This window comes from Klebsiella electrica, assembly GCF_006711645.1.
In the GTDB taxonomy this organism is placed as follows: Bacteria; Pseudomonadota; Gammaproteobacteria; order Enterobacterales; family Enterobacteriaceae; genus Klebsiella; species Klebsiella electrica.
In genome coordinates, this window is record NZ_CP041247.1 from 3120366 (window position 1) to 3136243 (window position 15878).

15 protein-coding genes and 1 pseudogene are annotated in these 15878 nt (G+C 56.7%); 8 read left to right on the top strand and 8 right to left on the bottom strand.

The window, feature by feature from the left end:
- Nucleotides 1-70 precede the first annotated feature (70 nt).
- Together Electrica_RS14960 and selD are read right to left on the bottom strand one after the other, a co-directional pair.
- Nucleotides 71-2017, bottom strand: a complete 1947-nt coding sequence (locus Electrica_RS14960; protein WP_141964854.1) for a DNA topoisomerase III — start codon at nt 2015-2017, stop codon at nt 71-73.
- Between the two features lie 4 nt (nt 2018-2021).
- Nucleotides 2022-3065: a selenide, water dikinase SelD gene (gene selD, locus Electrica_RS14965; protein ID WP_141964855.1), complete on the bottom strand. Its 1044-nt coding sequence runs from the start codon at nt 3063-3065 to the stop codon at nt 2022-2024.
- Between the two features lie 117 nt (nt 3066-3182).
- Between selD and Electrica_RS28435 the strand changes: the two genes are divergently transcribed.
- Entirely contained in the window at nt 3183-3473 is a 291-nt protein-coding gene (locus Electrica_RS28435) for a hypothetical protein (RefSeq protein ID WP_160703740.1), read from the top strand.
- Nucleotides 3463-4392, top strand: a complete 930-nt coding sequence (locus Electrica_RS14975; protein WP_141964856.1) for a DUF7916 family protein — start codon at nt 3463-3465, stop codon at nt 4390-4392. The genes Electrica_RS28435 and Electrica_RS14975 overlap by 11 nt, the downstream gene beginning before the upstream one ends.
- Before the next feature lie 93 nt (nt 4393-4485).
- Here the strand turns inward: Electrica_RS14975 and Electrica_RS14980 are convergent, their stop codons facing one another.
- Entirely contained in the window at nt 4486-5037 is a 552-nt protein-coding gene (locus Electrica_RS14980; RefSeq protein WP_131049693.1) for an NAD(P)H nitroreductase, read from the bottom strand.
- A 165-nt stretch (nt 5038-5202) separates the two neighbouring features.
- On the opposite strand from Electrica_RS14980, the gene sppA reads away from it, so the two are divergent.
- From sppA to Electrica_RS28920, 4 genes and pseudogenes are all read left to right on the top strand, one after another.
- The gene (sppA, locus tag Electrica_RS14985; protein WP_100684953.1) at nt 5203-7056 is read left to right on the top strand and encodes a signal peptide peptidase SppA; all 1854 of its coding nucleotides are present in this window, start codon (nt 5203-5205) and stop codon (nt 7054-7056) included.
- 158 nt (nt 7057-7214) lie between these two features.
- Complete coding sequence (gene ansA, locus Electrica_RS14990; RefSeq protein ID WP_100684952.1) at nt 7215-8231, top strand: asparaginase; 1017 nt, start codon at nt 7215-7217, stop codon at nt 8229-8231.
- Nucleotides 8232-8240: 9 nt separating this feature from the next.
- Nucleotides 8241-8882, top strand: a complete 642-nt coding sequence (pncA, locus tag Electrica_RS14995; RefSeq protein WP_141964857.1) for a bifunctional nicotinamidase/pyrazinamidase — start codon at nt 8241-8243, stop codon at nt 8880-8882.
- Nucleotides 8883-8968: 86 nt separating this feature from the next.
- Nucleotides 8969-9127: pseudogene (locus Electrica_RS28920) on the top strand (hypothetical protein); the annotation flags it as partial.
- A gap of 247 nt (nt 9128-9374) precedes the next feature.
- Here Electrica_RS28920 and Electrica_RS15000 read toward each other — a convergent pair.
- Together Electrica_RS15000 and msrB are read right to left on the bottom strand one after the other, a co-directional pair.
- Entirely contained in the window at nt 9375-9653 is a 279-nt protein-coding gene (locus Electrica_RS15000; RefSeq protein WP_100684950.1) for a YeaC family protein, read from the bottom strand.
- A 44-nt stretch (nt 9654-9697) separates the two neighbouring features.
- Complete coding sequence (msrB, locus tag Electrica_RS15005; RefSeq protein ID WP_141964858.1) at nt 9698-10111, bottom strand: peptide-methionine (R)-S-oxide reductase MsrB; 414 nt, start codon at nt 10109-10111, stop codon at nt 9698-9700.
- A 339-nt stretch (nt 10112-10450) separates the two neighbouring features.
- Here msrB and gapA point away from each other — a divergent pair, with 339 nt between their 5' ends.
- Both gapA and Electrica_RS15015 read left to right on the top strand, forming a co-directional pair.
- Complete coding sequence (gene gapA / locus Electrica_RS15010) at nt 10451-11446, top strand: glyceraldehyde-3-phosphate dehydrogenase (RefSeq protein ID WP_100684948.1); 996 nt, start codon at nt 10451-10453, stop codon at nt 11444-11446.
- Between the two features lie 87 nt (nt 11447-11533).
- Complete coding sequence (locus Electrica_RS15015; RefSeq protein ID WP_141964859.1) at nt 11534-12421, top strand: D-hexose-6-phosphate mutarotase; 888 nt, start codon at nt 11534-11536, stop codon at nt 12419-12421.
- A gap of 87 nt (nt 12422-12508) precedes the next feature.
- Here the strand turns inward: Electrica_RS15015 and Electrica_RS15020 are convergent, their stop codons facing one another.
- From Electrica_RS15020 to Electrica_RS15030, 3 genes are all read right to left on the bottom strand, one after another.
- The gene (locus Electrica_RS15020) at nt 12509-13966 is read right to left on the bottom strand and encodes a DASS family sodium-coupled anion symporter (protein ID WP_131049697.1); all 1458 of its coding nucleotides are present in this window, start codon (nt 13964-13966) and stop codon (nt 12509-12511) included.
- 95 nt (nt 13967-14061) lie between these two features.
- Entirely contained in the window at nt 14062-14916 is an 855-nt protein-coding gene (locus tag Electrica_RS15025; protein WP_141964860.1) for an aldo/keto reductase, read from the bottom strand.
- A gap of 136 nt (nt 14917-15052) precedes the next feature.
- Nucleotides 15053-15799, bottom strand: coding sequence for a MipA/OmpV family protein (locus Electrica_RS15030; RefSeq protein WP_100684944.1), 747 nt, complete (start codon nt 15797-15799; stop codon nt 15053-15055).
- Nucleotides 15800-15878: the final 79 nt, after the last annotated feature.

A 15878-nucleotide genomic window follows, 5' to 3' on the forward strand; every position in this document is an offset into this window, starting at 1 on the left:
TCCCTGCCGCCGTCCCTTAAGACGGGGATGAGCGGCAGCCATAAAAAAACCCCGGGTTTCCGGGGTTTTTTTATGGTTTTTCCGCAGCGGAGTCCGCCGCAGGCTTCTTGTCTTTCGCTTTGGTTTTACCTTTGCTGAAACTCTTTTTACCGCCGCCCGGCGCGACAATGCCGCGGAACTGACGCACCGGCGTACTCCTGGCCTGCTCAATCAGCTGGTAAAGCGTGCCGACCAGCGGCTGCATAAAGTCCTGATAGCGGCACTGCTTCTCGCTAATTTGCGTCAGTACCGACTCCCAGTGAGCGGTCATGTCCGGGCGGGCCGCCATCTCCGGCAGGGAGTGAATCAGCGCACGCCCGGCATCGGAGGAGTGAATATAGCGGCCCTTTTTGACTAAAAAGCCCCGCTTAAACAGCAGCTCGATAATCCCGGCGCGGGTCGCTTCCGTCCCCAGACCGTCGGTCGCACGCAGAATCTTTTTCAGATCTTTATCCTGCACAAAGCGGGCAATCCCGGTCATCGCCGACAGCAGCGTTGCATCGGTAAAATAGCGCGGCGGCTGAGTTTGTCGCTCCACCACTTCGCCCTTTTCACACAGCAGCTCGTCGTCTTTTGCCACCACCGGCAGCGGAGTACCGTCGTTCTCTTCGTCCCGTTCTTTGTTACCCAGCAGCGCGCGCCAGCCGGCTTCGGCGAGGAAACGCGCTTTGGCGACAAATTTGCCATTGGCAATATCAAGATCGATCTGGCACTTGCGGAAGACCGCATCCGGGCAGAACTGCATCAGATACTGACGGGCAATCAGGCCATACACCTTCTCTTCGTTATCGGACAGTTTCACCTGGCTGCTACGGGCGGTCGGGATGATCGCATGGTGCGCATCCACTTTTTTATCGTCCCAGCAGCGGTTACGGATTTCCAGATCCACCGCCGGCTGCGGCAGCAGATCCGCCGCATGCACCGCGATGGCATTGAGAACCGCATGCCGACCGGCAAAATGCTCTTCCGGCAGATAGCGGCTGTCCGAACGTGGATAGGTAATCAGCTTGTGGGTTTCATACAGTTTCTGACAGATATCCAGCACGTTTTGCGCGCTAAAGCCAAAGCGTTTCGCCGCCTCAATCTGCAACGTCGAAAGCGAAAATGGCAGCGGCGCCGGTTCTGAATCCCGCTTATCGTTGTAGGCGGTCACCCGCGCCGGCTGGCCCTCAATACGCGCCACCACATGTTCAGCCAGCGGACGATGCAGCAGACGCCCCTCTTCATCCTGATACGGCTCGCAGGCATCGCTCGGCACCCAGGTGGCGACGAAACGCTCATCCTTCGGCGTCACGATATGCGCCTTGACGTCAAAGAAATCTTTAGCGACGAAGTTCTCAATCTCTTCGTCACGCCGCACCACCAGCCCCAGCACCGGCGTCTGCACCCGACCGACCGACAGCACGCCCTGGTAGCCGGCATTGCGGCCGAGCAGCGTATAGGCGCGGGTCATGTTAATCCCGTACAGCCAGTCAGCACGGGCGCGGGCCAGGGCCGAAACGCAGAGCGGAATAAACTCGCTGTTGGCGCGCAGGCGAGAAATCGCCCGCTCCACCGCCTGCGGGTTGAGATCGTTAATCAGGCAGCGCTGGACCTGCTGGCGCTTTTCCGGCGCCAGTTGCAGGTAGTCGAGAACTTCGTCGACCAGCAGTTGCCCCTCTCTGTCCGGGTCACCGGCGTGAATCACCTCCTGCGCATCGCCCAGCAGACGCTTGATGACGTTGAGCTGTTTGGTGACCGACGGTTTGGGCTGCAGCTGCCACTTTTCCGGCACAATCGGCAGGTCGAGCAGATTCCAGCGCGCATAGCGCCCGTCATAGACGTCAGGCTGAGCCTGCTCGAGCAGATGGCCGATACACCAGGTTACCACCTGCCCGTTACCGCACTCAATATAACCATCGCCTTTGCGATGCGGCTTAGGGAGCACATCGGCGATGGCGCGGCCGAGACTGGGTTTTTCCGCAATAAACAACCGCATGTAATCAACGGATCTCGATCATAGGACGTCCGCCGCGTGCGGTCACCAGCTCGCCGATGGCGGCAAGCTTAATCCCGAACTCTTCGGCTACGGCCCGCGCTTCGCCTTCGGCTTCCGGCGTCACCGCCAGCAGCAGACCGCCGGAGGTTTGCGGGTCACACAGCAGATCGCGCCACGCCGCCGGCATGTCGCCCATCAGATGGCCGTAGCTGGCAAAGTTGCGCCCGGTGCCACCGGGAACGGCGCCCGCCGCAATGTACTCTTCAACGCCCGGCAGTTTCGGGATATCCGCGTAGTTGAGCAGCGCCTGAACACCCGCGCCGCGGCACACTTCGCTCAGGTGGCCCAGCAGGCCGAAGCCGGTGACGTCGGTCATCGCTTTTACGCCGCCGAGGGTGGCAAAGGCCGCGCCGGCGAGGTTCATCTGGCACATGGTTTCCGTCGCCAGCCCCTGGTGCTCCGGTTTGAGCAGCGATTTTTTCTCGGCGGTGGTCAGCACGCCAATGCCTAACGGCTTGGTGAGATAGAGTTTACAGCCCGCCTCGGCGGTGCTGTTTTTCTTGATCCGCTCGGTCGGCACCACGCCGGTGACCGCCAGACCGAAAATCGGCTCCGGCGCGTCAATCGAGTGGCCGCCCGCCAGGGAGATGCCCGCCTGCTGGCAGGCAAAACGCCCGCCGTCCACTACTTCGCGGGCAATTTCCGGCGCCAGGGTATTAATCGGCCAGCCAAGGATGGCAATCGCCATAATCGGTTTTCCACCCATCGCGAAAATGTCGCTGATGGCGTTGGTGGCGGCGATACGGCCAAAGTCGAACGGGCTGTCGACTATCGGCATAAAAAAGTCGGTGGTGCTGATGATCGACGTCCCGTTGCCCAGGTCATAAACCGCCGCATCATCGCTGGTCTCATTCCCCACCAGCAGGTTCGGATCGATAAACTTCGCCCGATCGCTCTTCAGGATCGTTTCCAGTACTTTAGGGGAAATTTTACAACCACAACCGGCTCCGTGGCTGTATTGCGTTAAACGAATAGCTTGCTCGCTCATGGACATCTCCTGTCATTGCAATCCCGCTATGGTAGCGCTCAAACGCCGGGGTGGTAAGTATGACAGTCTGAAATCGCGAGTGGTTGCTCATTAAGCAGACAAATAGACGATTTTGCGATGGACAAGCCGCATGACCTCGCCATCTTCACTATTTGGTCAGTTGCAGCGCGTGGCGCTCCTCCTGGATTGCTAAACGCCGCTGATCTCCCACCAGCTCGCTTTGCGCTGTGCCGCCATTTCACTAAAACGGTTCACTCGTGGGACCTAAGTGATTTATCTTTAATTCGAGCAAAGATGGCTGAAACAATTGCGGTAAATGGATGCCAGTGTTGCTGTTTCGCCAGCCAGCGGCGGCAGGCGAAACAGCAACACTGGCTCAGCGACGAGGAATATCCCGATGAAAACTAAACGCCTGCTGGACTGCTGCGCTTCCGATTTTGTGTCAATGGATAAAGAGCAACTGCTGTATGCCATTCGCGCCAGCGAAGGTCGGGTAATGGTCAGCGAATCTATCGCCATCGCGCAGCCATTGCTGAACAATGTCACCAATGCCGAGCTTGCCGCATCGCAGGGTGCGGATATCTTGCTGATTAATATGTTTGACAGTGAAAACCCGCATATTGAGGGGTTGCCTGCCGGTATCGCGGCGGACAAAACGCTGCATGAACTGCAGCGCCTGACCGGGCGTATTATTGGCGTCAATCTGGAGGCGGTAGATCCGGAATTTGCGGTTGCCCATGACGATATCTGGAAAATGAGACCGGGGCGCTCGGCTACGGCTGACAATGCCCGTAAGCTGGTCGCGATGGGGGCGAAAATTCTGCTGTTAACGGGCAACCCGAATAACGGGGTCAGCAACCGGGCGCTGGCGATAGCCGCCGGGGAGATTCGCCAGGCGGTGGGCGACAGCGCGGTGATTATCACCGGGAAAATGCACGGCGCGGGAGTCGTAGGTGAAAGCGGCAGCAGCATTATCAGCGAGCAGGATGTCATCGCCTTCGCCGCCCAGGGGGCGGATATTGTGTTGCTCCCGGCCCCGGGCACGATACCAGGAATGAGCCAGCAACGTGTGGCATCGCTTATTGAGACTGCACATGTGCATGGCGCGCTGGCGATGACGGCGATTGGGACTTCCCAGGAAGGCGCTGATGTCGGCACCCTTCGTCAGATAGCCTTGATGAGTAAAATGGCGGGCGCCGACCTGCACCATATTGGCGATACGGGCTATATGGGAGTGGCATTACCAGAGAATATTCTGGCCTACAGTATTGCGATTCGCGGGGTCAGGCATACCTACACCCGCATCGCGCGTTCCGTTTATCGCTAAACACACTGGCAGAGCGATGTTGACGCCGCGCGGATTGTCGGCGTGACAGCCCGGCGCGGCATGCCTGCCGGGCTGTTCTTACTCAGCGTTGGTTCAGAAACGGACCACAAACGGCGCGGTGTCCGGCAGAGAAACGGTGGTTGAGGCTTTAAGCTGCGGCGTTCCCAGATAGAGAAAACCGACGATTTTATCCTGCTCACGGCAGGCGAATCCTTCACGGACGATCGGGCTTTCGGTCAATGCGCCGCTGCGCCAGATGCCGTTAAAGCCCTGCGCAACCGCCGCCATCTGCATGGCCATCACCGCGCAGCCGGCCGACATTTCCTGCTCCCATTTCGGCACCTTCGGGTGATCTTCGCAGCGGGCGACGACGGTAATAATCAGCGGCGCGCGGAACGGCGCGCTGCGGGCTTTTTCAATGCCTTTGTCATCCTGCCCGGCCGCAATCGCTCCTTTCTCCAGCAGTTGACTGAAGCGTTCGCGGCCATCATCAGAAATAATAAAGAAACGCCAGGGTTGCAGCGTCCCGTGATCCGGGGCGCGCAATCCGGCGCGAAGAATGTTTTCCAGTTGGTCGCCGGCCGGTGCCGGCTCGGCGAGACGCGAGGCGCTACGGCGGTTTATCAGTAGTTCGAGAGCATCCATCGATGTGACTCCTGTGCTGTCATTTTGCATAAAATTAACATGCGCAAGAATTTTGTTACAGCACGACCGGTGATTCCTGCTGACAACCGTCAGCCGTCTCTTTAGGATAACCAGACGCGGCAACCCATGCGGTTGGCCCATTTTTAACAATGTTAGGGAGAATACATGCGAACTCTTTGGCGGCTGCTCGCCGGATTTTTTAAATGGACATGGCGGGTACTTAACTTTATTCGCCAGCTCGCACTGAACGTGGTTTTCCTGTTGCTGGTCCTGGTGTGTGTCGGTATCTGGGCACAGTTCAGCAGCACCACAACGGAACATCCCGCTCGCGGCGCGCTGCTGATGGATATCACCGGCGTGGTGGTCGATAAACCGTCCGCCAGCAGCAAACTCGGCGTGATCGGTCGTCAGCTCTTTGGCGCCAGTTCCGACCGTCTCCAGGAAAACTCGCTGTTTGATATCGTACAGACCATTCGCCAGGCGAAAGATGACCGCAATATCACCGGCATCGTACTGGATCTGAAAAATTTTGCCGGCGGCGATCAGCCTTCGATGCAGTATATCGGTAAGGCGCTGCGTGAATTCCGCGATAGCGGAAAACCGGTGTATGCCGTGGGGAGCAACTACAGCCAGGGGCAGTATTATCTGGCGAGCTTCGCCAATAAAATCTGGCTCTCGCCGCAGGGTGACGTCGACCTGCACGGCTTTGCCACCAACGGCCTGTATTACAAATCGCTGCTCGACAAGCTGAAAGTCTCGACGCACGTTTTCCGCGTCGGGACCTATAAATCGGCGGTCGAGCCGTTTATCCGCGACGATATGTCGCCTGCCGCGCGTGAAGCCGACAGTCGCTGGATTGGCGAGCTGTGGCAAAACTATCTCAATACCATCGCCGCTAACCGCCAAATCACCGCGCAGCAGCTGTTCCCAGGCGCTCAGGGGCTGATTGACGGTCTGCGTAAAGTGGACGGCGATACGGCGCAATACGCGCTGAACAACAAGCTGGTTGATGAACTGGGCACCGCCACCGACGTGGAGAAGGCGCTGACTAAACAGTTCGGCTGGAGCAAAGAGGATAATCACTATCGCGCGATCAGCTATTACGATTACAGCGTGAAAACGCCGTCCGACCAGGGTGCCGCCATTGCGGTTATCTTCGCTAACGGCGCGATTATGGACGGTGAAGAGACGCCGGGTAATGTCGGAGGAGACACGACCGCCGCGCAGATTCGCGATGCCCGCCTCGATCCGAAGGTGAAAGCGATTGTCCTGCGCGTCAACAGCCCGGGCGGCAGCGTCAGCGCCTCGGAAGTGATTCGTGAAGAGCTGGCGGCGGCGAAAGCGGCGGGTAAACCGGTGGTGGTCTCCATGGGCGGCATGGCGGCTTCCGGCGGCTACTGGATCTCCACGCCGGCCAACTATATCGTCGCCAACCCTAGCACTCTCACAGGCTCGATTGGCATCTTCGGCGTCATTAACACCGTCGAAAATACGCTGGCCTCGATCGGCGTTCATACCGATGGCGTGGCGACATCGGCGCTGGCCGATGTTTCAACCACCAAATCGCTGCCGCCTGAAGTTCAGCAATTGATGCAGTTGAGCATTGAAAACGGCTACAAACGCTTTATCACTCTGGTCGCCAACGCGCGTAACAGCACCCCGGAGAAAATCGACCAGATTGCCCAGGGCCATGTCTGGACCGGTGAAGATGCGAAAGCCAACGGGCTGGTCGATAGCCTGGGCGACTTTGACGACGCGGTGGCGAAAGCCGCGGAGCTGGCGAAGCTGAAACAGTGGCATATCAGCTACTATCAAGAAGAGCCGACGTTCTTCTCGATGGTTCTCGACAGCCTGACCGGTTCGGTACGCGCGTCGCTGCCTGCGGCGCTGCAGGCCTGGCTGCCGGCACCGGTTGCCGCCGCAGCCAATGCCGTCAAGGCTGAAAGCGATAAGCTCGCCGCGTTCAACGATCCGCAGAACCGCTACGCGTTCTGTTTAACCTGCGCCAATATCCGCTAGTCCCCCTCGTTTGACCCGTTCCCCCCCGACAACGTTAGTGCTGTCGGGGGGAATGCGCGCGCCACGCCCCCGTACCGCGAAGTATAACGGGGATTGCGCTGTATTTTTTTAGCGGTCACTTTATACTGCGCCTGTCTACGTCCAACCTAAGCGATGATATGCAAAAGAAATCGATTTACGTTGCCTACACCGGTGGGACCATCGGTATGCAGCGCTCAGAACACGGCTATATCCCCGTTTCCGGCCACCTGCAGCGTCAGCTGGCGCTGATGCCTGAGTTCCACCGTCCGGAGATGCCGGACTTTACGATCCATGAGTATGAGCCGCTGATGGACTCTTCCGATATGACGCCGGAAGACTGGCAGCATATCGCCGACGATATCCGCGCCCATTACGACGAGTACGACGGCTTTGTTATCCTGCACGGGACGGACACCATGGCCTTTACTGCCTCAGCGCTGTCGTTCATGCTGGAGCATCTGGGTAAACCGGTTATTGTGACAGGGTCACAAATTCCGTTGGCCGAGCTGCGCTCCGACGGGCAGATCAATTTGCTCAATGCCCTGTACGTTGCCGCGAATTACCCGATTAATGAAGTGGCGCTGTTCTTCAATAATCGTCTGTATCGCGGCAACCGCACAACCAAAGCCCATGCCGATGGTTTCGACGCCTTCGCCTCTCCCAATCTGGCGCCTTTACTGGAAGCCGGGATCCACATTCGTCGCCTCGGCACGCCGCCTGCACCACAGGGTATCGGCGAACTGATTGTCCATCCCATCACGCCACAGCCGATTGGCGTCGTCACTATCTATCCGGGCATTTCCGCCGACGTGGTGCGTAATTTCCTGCGCCAGCCGGTGAAAGCGTTGATCCTGCGCTCCTATGGCGTCGGCAACGCCCCGCAAAACGGCGAGTTTATCCAGGTTCTGGCAGAAGCCAGCCAGCGCGGGATCGTGGTCATCAACCTGACCCAGTGCATGTCCGGGAAGGTCAATATGGGCGGGTATGCCACCGGTAACGCCCTCGCCCAGGCGGGCGTCATTAGCGGTTTTGATATGACCGTTGAGGCCACGCTGACCAAACTACATTATCTGCTGAGCCAGAACCTGAGCGTCGATGAGATTCGCAACCTGATGCAGAAAAACCTGCGTGGCGAACTGACCCCCGATGAGTAAGGAGAACCGATGACGAACCGCGCACTACTGCTGGTCGATTTACAAAACGATTTTTGCGCCGGCGGCGCACTGGCCGTTCCGGATGGCGATAGCACCATAGATGTCGCCAACCGACTTATCGACCATTGCCTTGCCCGCGGCGAAACCGTCGTCGCCAGCCAGGACTGGCACCCGGCGAACCATGGCAGCTTCGCCAGCCAGCACGAGGTCGAACCGTACACCCAGGGCCATCTCGATGGCCTGGCGCAAACGTTCTGGCCCGATCACTGCGTGCAGAACAGCGAAGGCGCGGCGCTGCATCCGCTGCTGCAGCAACAGGCGATTACCGCGGTGTTTCATAAAGGGGAAAACCCGGCTATCGACAGCTACAGCGCTTTTTTTGACAACGGTCACCGGCAAAAAACCGCGCTTGACGAGTGGCTGCGCCAACGCGGCATCACCGATCTGATCATTGTTGGGCTGGCGACCGATTACTGCGTCAAATTTACCGTGCTGGATGCGCTGGATCTCGGCTATACCGTCAACGTCATTACCGACGGCTGCCGCGGGGTCAACCTCCAGGCGCAGGATAGCGCGCACGCCTTTATGGCGATGGCCGCCGCCGGCGCTACGCTGTACACCCTCGACGACTGGCTGGAAACGCAGGCGTAATCCTTGTGCCCGAAGCGTCCGCTTCGGGCCATTTCCCCGCATCGCTTTGACTACAAATTGAGCTGACTCGCAGATTCAACGCCCTTCGTTCGGTGGCGATAAAGGCTGATTACATTCAGCGAAAAGGTCTGGCGGGGGTCATGTTCTGGGAGTATGGCGACGATGACCATAATCAGCAGGCGAAGCAGCTCGCGGCGTCGCCTGGGATTAAACCTTATGCGGCGATCGGCCGCTGGGTGGTGTGAGCGGCGTTTTACCCGAGTTGTCAGTTGTCACAACCTTGCCCGGTGGCGGCGTTGCCTTACCGGGCCTACGTAATCCAGCCTCAGGCCCTGCAGAGAGGTCTTAACGGGCCTGCGCAATCCTGACTCAGGCCCGACGGAGCGGGGTCTTAACGGGCCTACGTAATCCTGCCTCAGGCCCGACGGAGCGGGGTCTTAACGGGCCTGCGTAATCCTGCCTCAGGCCCGGCACCGGGCATCAGGCCACTGGCTAGTGCATTTTCAGCGTCGCAATCGGTCGGGGGGCGATGCCAAAATCCTCTTTCAGCTGCTGCTTGCTCTTCATCACCATCTGGCCGTTGGTGTCGATGGTCATGTGCTGCGCGTCGCTGTTATGCCGCGCCTGGTAGAGCATCACCAGCTGCAGGCTGTTCTCTTTCTGCTCGGGCGTTAAGGCCACGCCATCTGGCCATTTTCCCAGCTCCACCGCCGTCGCCAGTCGCTGGTACACTTCCGGCGTCATACTGTCTATTATTTGCTCGATTTCCATGATCCGTTCAACTCCGCACTGGAATAATTTGCTGAATCGTTTCTTTAACCTTTAATCTGCTCGCCATTATCGTTGTCATTGAAGCTTAATGAGGCCGAATTGACGCAAAAACGCTCCCCGCTCGGCTGCGGTCCATCCGGAAACACATGCCCCAGATGCGCATCGCAATTTCCGCAGCGAATTTCCGTGCGTTGCATCCCGTGGGAGTCATCGTTCAGATAGCGAATCGCCTCCTCGCTCACCGGCTCGTAAAAGCTCGGCCAGCCGCAGCCTGAATCATACTTCGTTTGCGAGTGAAACAGCGGCGCATCGCACACCAGGCAGTGGTAGACGCCGTCCCGTTTGTTGTGGAGCAGTCGCCCGGTGAACGGCGGCTCAGTACCGTGATTCTGCGTCACGTAAAACTGCATCTCGCTCAAATTTTTTTTGAGCTCGTCCGAGGAGGGTTTATTCGCCATGTGCTTGCTTCTCACTGTGAAAGGACAACTTTACGCCCCGATTCTAACAAAACATTAACAATGAAGCGTGGACTTTTGTTCTAAACTTATCCGGAGCCAAAAGACAGCCAGATAATTGTGACAGACATCTCATTTTTATCTTCAATGGCCTTTAAAATTCCAGGCGCAGCCCCAATATGGAATTGGGCTCAAAGGGAGAGTGAGGCAAATCAATCGTGCAAAAGGTGTGCTCAGGATTGATTTGTCGCAATGATTGACACGATTCCGCTTGACGCTGCGTAAGGTTTTTGTAATTTTACAGGCAACCTTTTATTCACTAACAAATAGCTGGTGGAATATATGACTATCAAAGTAGGTATCAACGGTTTTGGCCGTATCGGTCGCATTGTTTTCCGTGCTGCTCAGGAACGTTCTGACATCGAGATCGTTGCAATCAACGACCTGTTAGACGCTGACTACATGGCATACATGCTGAAGTATGACTCCACTCACGGCCGTTTTAACGGTACCGTTGAAGTGAAAGACGGTCATCTGATCGTTAACGGTAAAAAAATCCGTGTTACCGCTGAACGTGATCCGGCTAACCTGAAGTGGAACGAAGCAGGCGTTGACATTGTTGCTGAAGCAACCGGTCTGTTCCTGACTGACGAAACCGCTCGTAAACACATCACTGCTGGCGCGAAAAAAGTCGTTCTGACTGGCCCGTCCAAAGACAACACTCCGATGTTTGTTAAAGGCGCTAACTTTGACAAATACGAAGGCCAGGACATCGTTTCTAACGCATCCTGCACCACCAACTGCCTGGCTCCGCTGGCTAAAGTCATCAACGACAACTTCGGTATCATCGAAGGCCTGATGACCACCGTTCACGCGACCACCGCAACTCAGAAAACCGTTGACGGCCCGTCTCACAAAGACTGGCGCGGCGGCCGCGGCGCAGCACAGAACATCATCCCGTCCTCTACCGGTGCTGCTAAAGCAGTCGGTAAAGTACTGCCAGAACTGAACGGCAAACTGACCGGTATGGCGTTCCGCGTTCCGACTCCGAACGTATCCGTTGTTGACCTGACCGTTCGTCTGGAAAAAGCAGCGTCTTACGAAGAAATCAAGAAAGCAATCAAAGCGGCTTCTGAAGGCGCAATGAAAGGCGTTCTGGGTTACACCGAAGACGACGTTGTTTCTACCGATTTCAACGGCGAAGTTTGCACTTCCGTGTTCGATGCTAAAGCGGGTATCGCACTGAACGACAACTTCGTGAAACTGGTTTCCTGGTACGACAACGAAACAGGTTACTCCAACAAAGTTCTGGACCTGATCGCTCACATCTCCAAATAAGTTGAGATGAGACATTGATCCAAAAAGGCGACTTCGGTCGCCTTTTTTTATGGCTTCATGTTTACGGCTAACCTTTAGGATTGCACCATGATTAACAAAATTTTTGCTCTCCCGGTAGTTGAACAACTTACCCCTGTCCTCTCGCGCCGCCAGCTTGATGAGCTGGAGCTGATCGTTGTCGACCATCCGCAGGTTAAAGCCTCCGTTGCTTTCCAGGGCGCGCACCTGCTCTCCTGGCAACCGGCTGGCGAACAAGAAGTACTGTGGCTCAGCAACAATACGCCGTTCAAAAACGGCGTGGCGCTGCGCGGCGGCGTGCCGGTTTGCTGGCCGTGGTTTGGCCCGGCGGCGCAGCAGGGCTTCCCGTCTCACGGCTTCGCCCGTAACCTGCCGTGGGCGCTGAAAGGCCATGACGAAGATGAAAGCGGCGTGATGCTGACCTTCGAACTAAAAAGTAGCGATGAGACCCGCAAGTACTGGCCGCACGAATTTACGCTGTATGCGCGTTTCAGACTGGGTAAAACCTGCGAGATCGAGCTGGAAGCGCACGGCGAATTTGAAACCACCTCCGCGCTGCATACCTACTTCAACGTCGGCGACATCGCCGCGGTAAAAGTCAGTGGCCTCGGCGACCGCTATATCGATAAAGTGAACAATGCCGAAGAAGGCGTGTTGAGCAACGGCGTACAGACCTTCCCGGATCGTACCGACCGTGTCTATCTGAATGCCGAAGCCTGTAGCGTGATTCACGACGCTGCGCTGAATCGCAACATCGACGTCGTCCACCATCACCACAGCAACGTAGTTGGCTGGAACCCAGGCCCGGCGCTGTCCATCAGCATGGGCGATATGCCGGATGACGGTTACAAAACCTTTGTTTGCGTCGAGACCTGTTGCGTTACCGAAGCGCAGAAAACCAGCGAAGAGAATCCCTCTCGGCTGGCGCAAACTATCCGCATCGCGAAACGCGGCTAACGCCTTCTGCTGCCGATAAACGGGAGATAATTAAAAACAGGGCGAAATCGCCCTGTTTTATTGACCGGCACTCGTGACGTTTTTCCGTTACCAGAATCCCACCAGCTTCATCCACGCGCCGCCCAGTACCAGCCAGATAGCAATAGACGCCAGCGAAACCACGAAACTGACGCCCCACCACTGCCCCGTCGTGTTATATCCCGAACCAAACAGCGCGGGCCCCGGGCCCCCCGAGTATTGCGTAAGCCCCATCGACAAGTTAGAGGTATAACCCAGCACCAGCGCGGCAAAAAGCGGCGGTACGCCGACTGAAACGGCGACGGCAAGAAACGCCAGATACATCGCGGAAATATGCGCCATCGCCGACGCGAAAAAGTAGCGGGTATAGAAATAAACCATGACCAGCAGTAAAAAAACCGTTATCCATTCGAAGTGACCGACATAGCCGACAATTCGCTCAGATATCCAGCTAATCATGCCGTACTTATTAAGCGCATTTGCCATCATCACCAACACGGCAAACCAGAACATGGTGTCCCAGGCCGTTTTTTCTTCAATAATATTCTTCCACGACATGATGTTGCTGATCAGCAGCACCATCAGCCCAATAAACGCCGAAAGCGTAGCCGGAATCGAAAAGAAAATATCACCGATAGTCCATAGCAATATCAGCAGGACAAAATCGAGGGCCAGAATTTTTTCTGCCAGCGACATCGGCCCCATTTTGCGCAGTTCTTCTCGGGCGATCGCTGGAATCTCCGGCGTTTTTTTCAGCTGCGGCGGGTAAATCGCGTAAATCACCAGCGGCAGCAGGATCAGAGAGGCAATCCCCGGTACGATAGCCCCGACAAACCAGGTCGTCCAGGTTATCTCTATTCCCTGGCTTCTCGCCAGTTCGGCCACCAGCGGGTTACCCGCCATTGCCGTTAAAAACATCGTACAGACGATGGCATCGATCTGCGAAACGCAAATCATTAAAAAGGCGCCGGCTTTTCTCGCCGTCGCGCCAGGTTCTGACTGGTAGGCAGTGGCAATGGACTGGGTAATCGGGTACATAATTCCGCCGCCCCTCGCTGATGCCGAAGGGATCCCCGGTCCAAGGACAACATCCGACAGCGCCAGACCATAGGCAACCCCCAACATGCTGGAACCGCATTTAGAAATAAACCACAGCGCCACCCGCTTGCCCAGACCGGTCTTGATCACCGCCCGGGAGATAAACATGGCGATACCAATCAGCCAGATAGTACCGTTGGCAAACCCGGATAACGCCGCAACTTTGTCGCTTTTACCCGGAGAGAGCGGCGTCACGCCCAAAAATGCGGAGACAATCAGCGCAATCATCGTTACCGCCCCCATCGGGAGCACCTTAAGAATGATGGCGAAGATAGTGGCGGCAAAAATAGCGAACATTTGCCACGCGTGGAGGGTGAGCCCCTCCGGCGGTGGGATAAACCAGATAATAACGCCGAAGAGTATCGTGAGCACCGCTTTCCACAACGGGAAAGCCAGCTTCACATCCAGAGGTTTGTTAAGTTCAGTCATGTTAATCTCCTTTTTCTTTTATCTTTAAGGAGATACTCACCAGTGAACCTTGATTTTCATCAACGAATCACTAATGTTTTCTGACGCGTCGCGCTTTACACCATATCGAGCGGGACTTTGTTGCCCGGCGCGGGAAACGCATTATCGAGCTGCGACCGCTCCTGAGCCGTGAGAGTCAGCGTCAGCGCTGCGGCATTCTGGGCCACATGTTCTACACTTGCGGCTTTCGGGATAGCCATGACGCCCGGATGACTGATGACCCAGGCCAGCAGAATTTGTGCCGCGCTCACCCCTCGCTCTTTAGCAATATGGGTCACAACGCGATGATTTAAAAGTCCATCGCGCAGACGTCCGGCCTGGGCCAACGGGCTGTAGGCCATCACCGGTAGCGCCCGTTGCTGACACCACTTCAGCAGGTCATGTTCAATTCCCCGCGACGCCAGATGGTAAAGTACCTGGTTGGTCGCGCACTGATCGCCACCGGCAACCTGCCACAGCGCCTGCATCGCGGCAGTATTGAGATTCGATACCCCCCAGCGGCGAATTTTTCCCTGCGCCACCAGCGTCTCCATACCCGCCACGGTCTCGGCAAAAGAAAACTCGCCAGCCCAGTGCAGCAGGTACATATCAAGGTAGTCGGTGCCCAGACGGCGCAGGCTGGCCTCACAGGCATCCATGAGCTTCTGCCCACCCGCATGCCACGGATACACTTTGGAGACCAGCACGACGCGGTCCCGCAGGCCACGAATCGCCTCTCCGACCACCTCTTCCGCCCCACCATGAGCGTACATTTCAGCGGTGTCGATGACCGTCAGCCCTTGTTCCACGCCCGCTCGTAGTGCAGCAATCTCCTGCGCACGTCGGGAGCGGTTTTCACCCATGAACCAGGTGCCCTGCCCGATAGCAGGAACCGCCGCGCGATCGCCAAAAGATAGCGTTTTTTCCATCATCAACTCCTCCGCTAATGCCACCGCACCACTACAGTGCAAAACAGGGCCTGGCGCCCTGTTTTGCTGCACAAATTTCTTCGTTATGGTGCACAGCATGACGCACAGCCGTCTGCGCTACGATCGTTATCGTGTTCGATCAGAAGGTGTAGGTAATCCCGGTGGAGATCAGGCCGCTCCAGGATTTGTCCACCATCGGGCTGTCGGTGATTTCATTTGACAGGCGGGTGTAACGCGCCACGCCATACACGCTCCAGTCGCCGAGGAAACGATAGTTGGCCGACAGCTCAAGATAGGGGTTCCAGCTGCTATCCGGGTCGTAGCTACGCATGCCGCTGCGATTCGACTCATGCTGAGAAACGCCATAGTAGTATTCGTTCTGGTTATCGCTGTTCCACTCTACCCCGATCCCCGGCGTCAAGGTCAGGTTGCCGTTGTTATAGCGATAGAGCCAGGCGGTATCCCAGGTGATACCGTTGCTGTTATCCAGCGTGTCGCCTGCCAGCGTCGTACGCAAGAAGCCGTACGGCGTGTTGTGGATATAAGAGAGCCCGGCCATCATGGTTGATTTACGGCGATCCAGTTTGCGCATTTGCTCACTATCGCTGTTGCCCGGCTTGAAGTACATCGGTGACCAGTAGGCGGTTACGGACAGCTTATCGGTGTCGTCATTCCACAAATAGTAGCCGCCGCCGAGGCCGTGAAACCAAAAGCTGTCGCTCTCATAACTTATTGCCGGGACCGGGTAAACATCGGCATCGTATTGTTTATAAGGGTTCTCGACGATACCCACGCCGGCCCCTAACGTAAATTTCCCTTCCGCGTGGGCAGCCGAAACAGAGGCCGCAAGGCACACGCTGAGTGCCAGAGGTTTGATCTTATTCACAATCCATCTTCCCGTTTGTCAATTAATACACCGGGGCAGTTTAACGTCGTAGACCCCATGCCTCAAATTCTTTACCCGT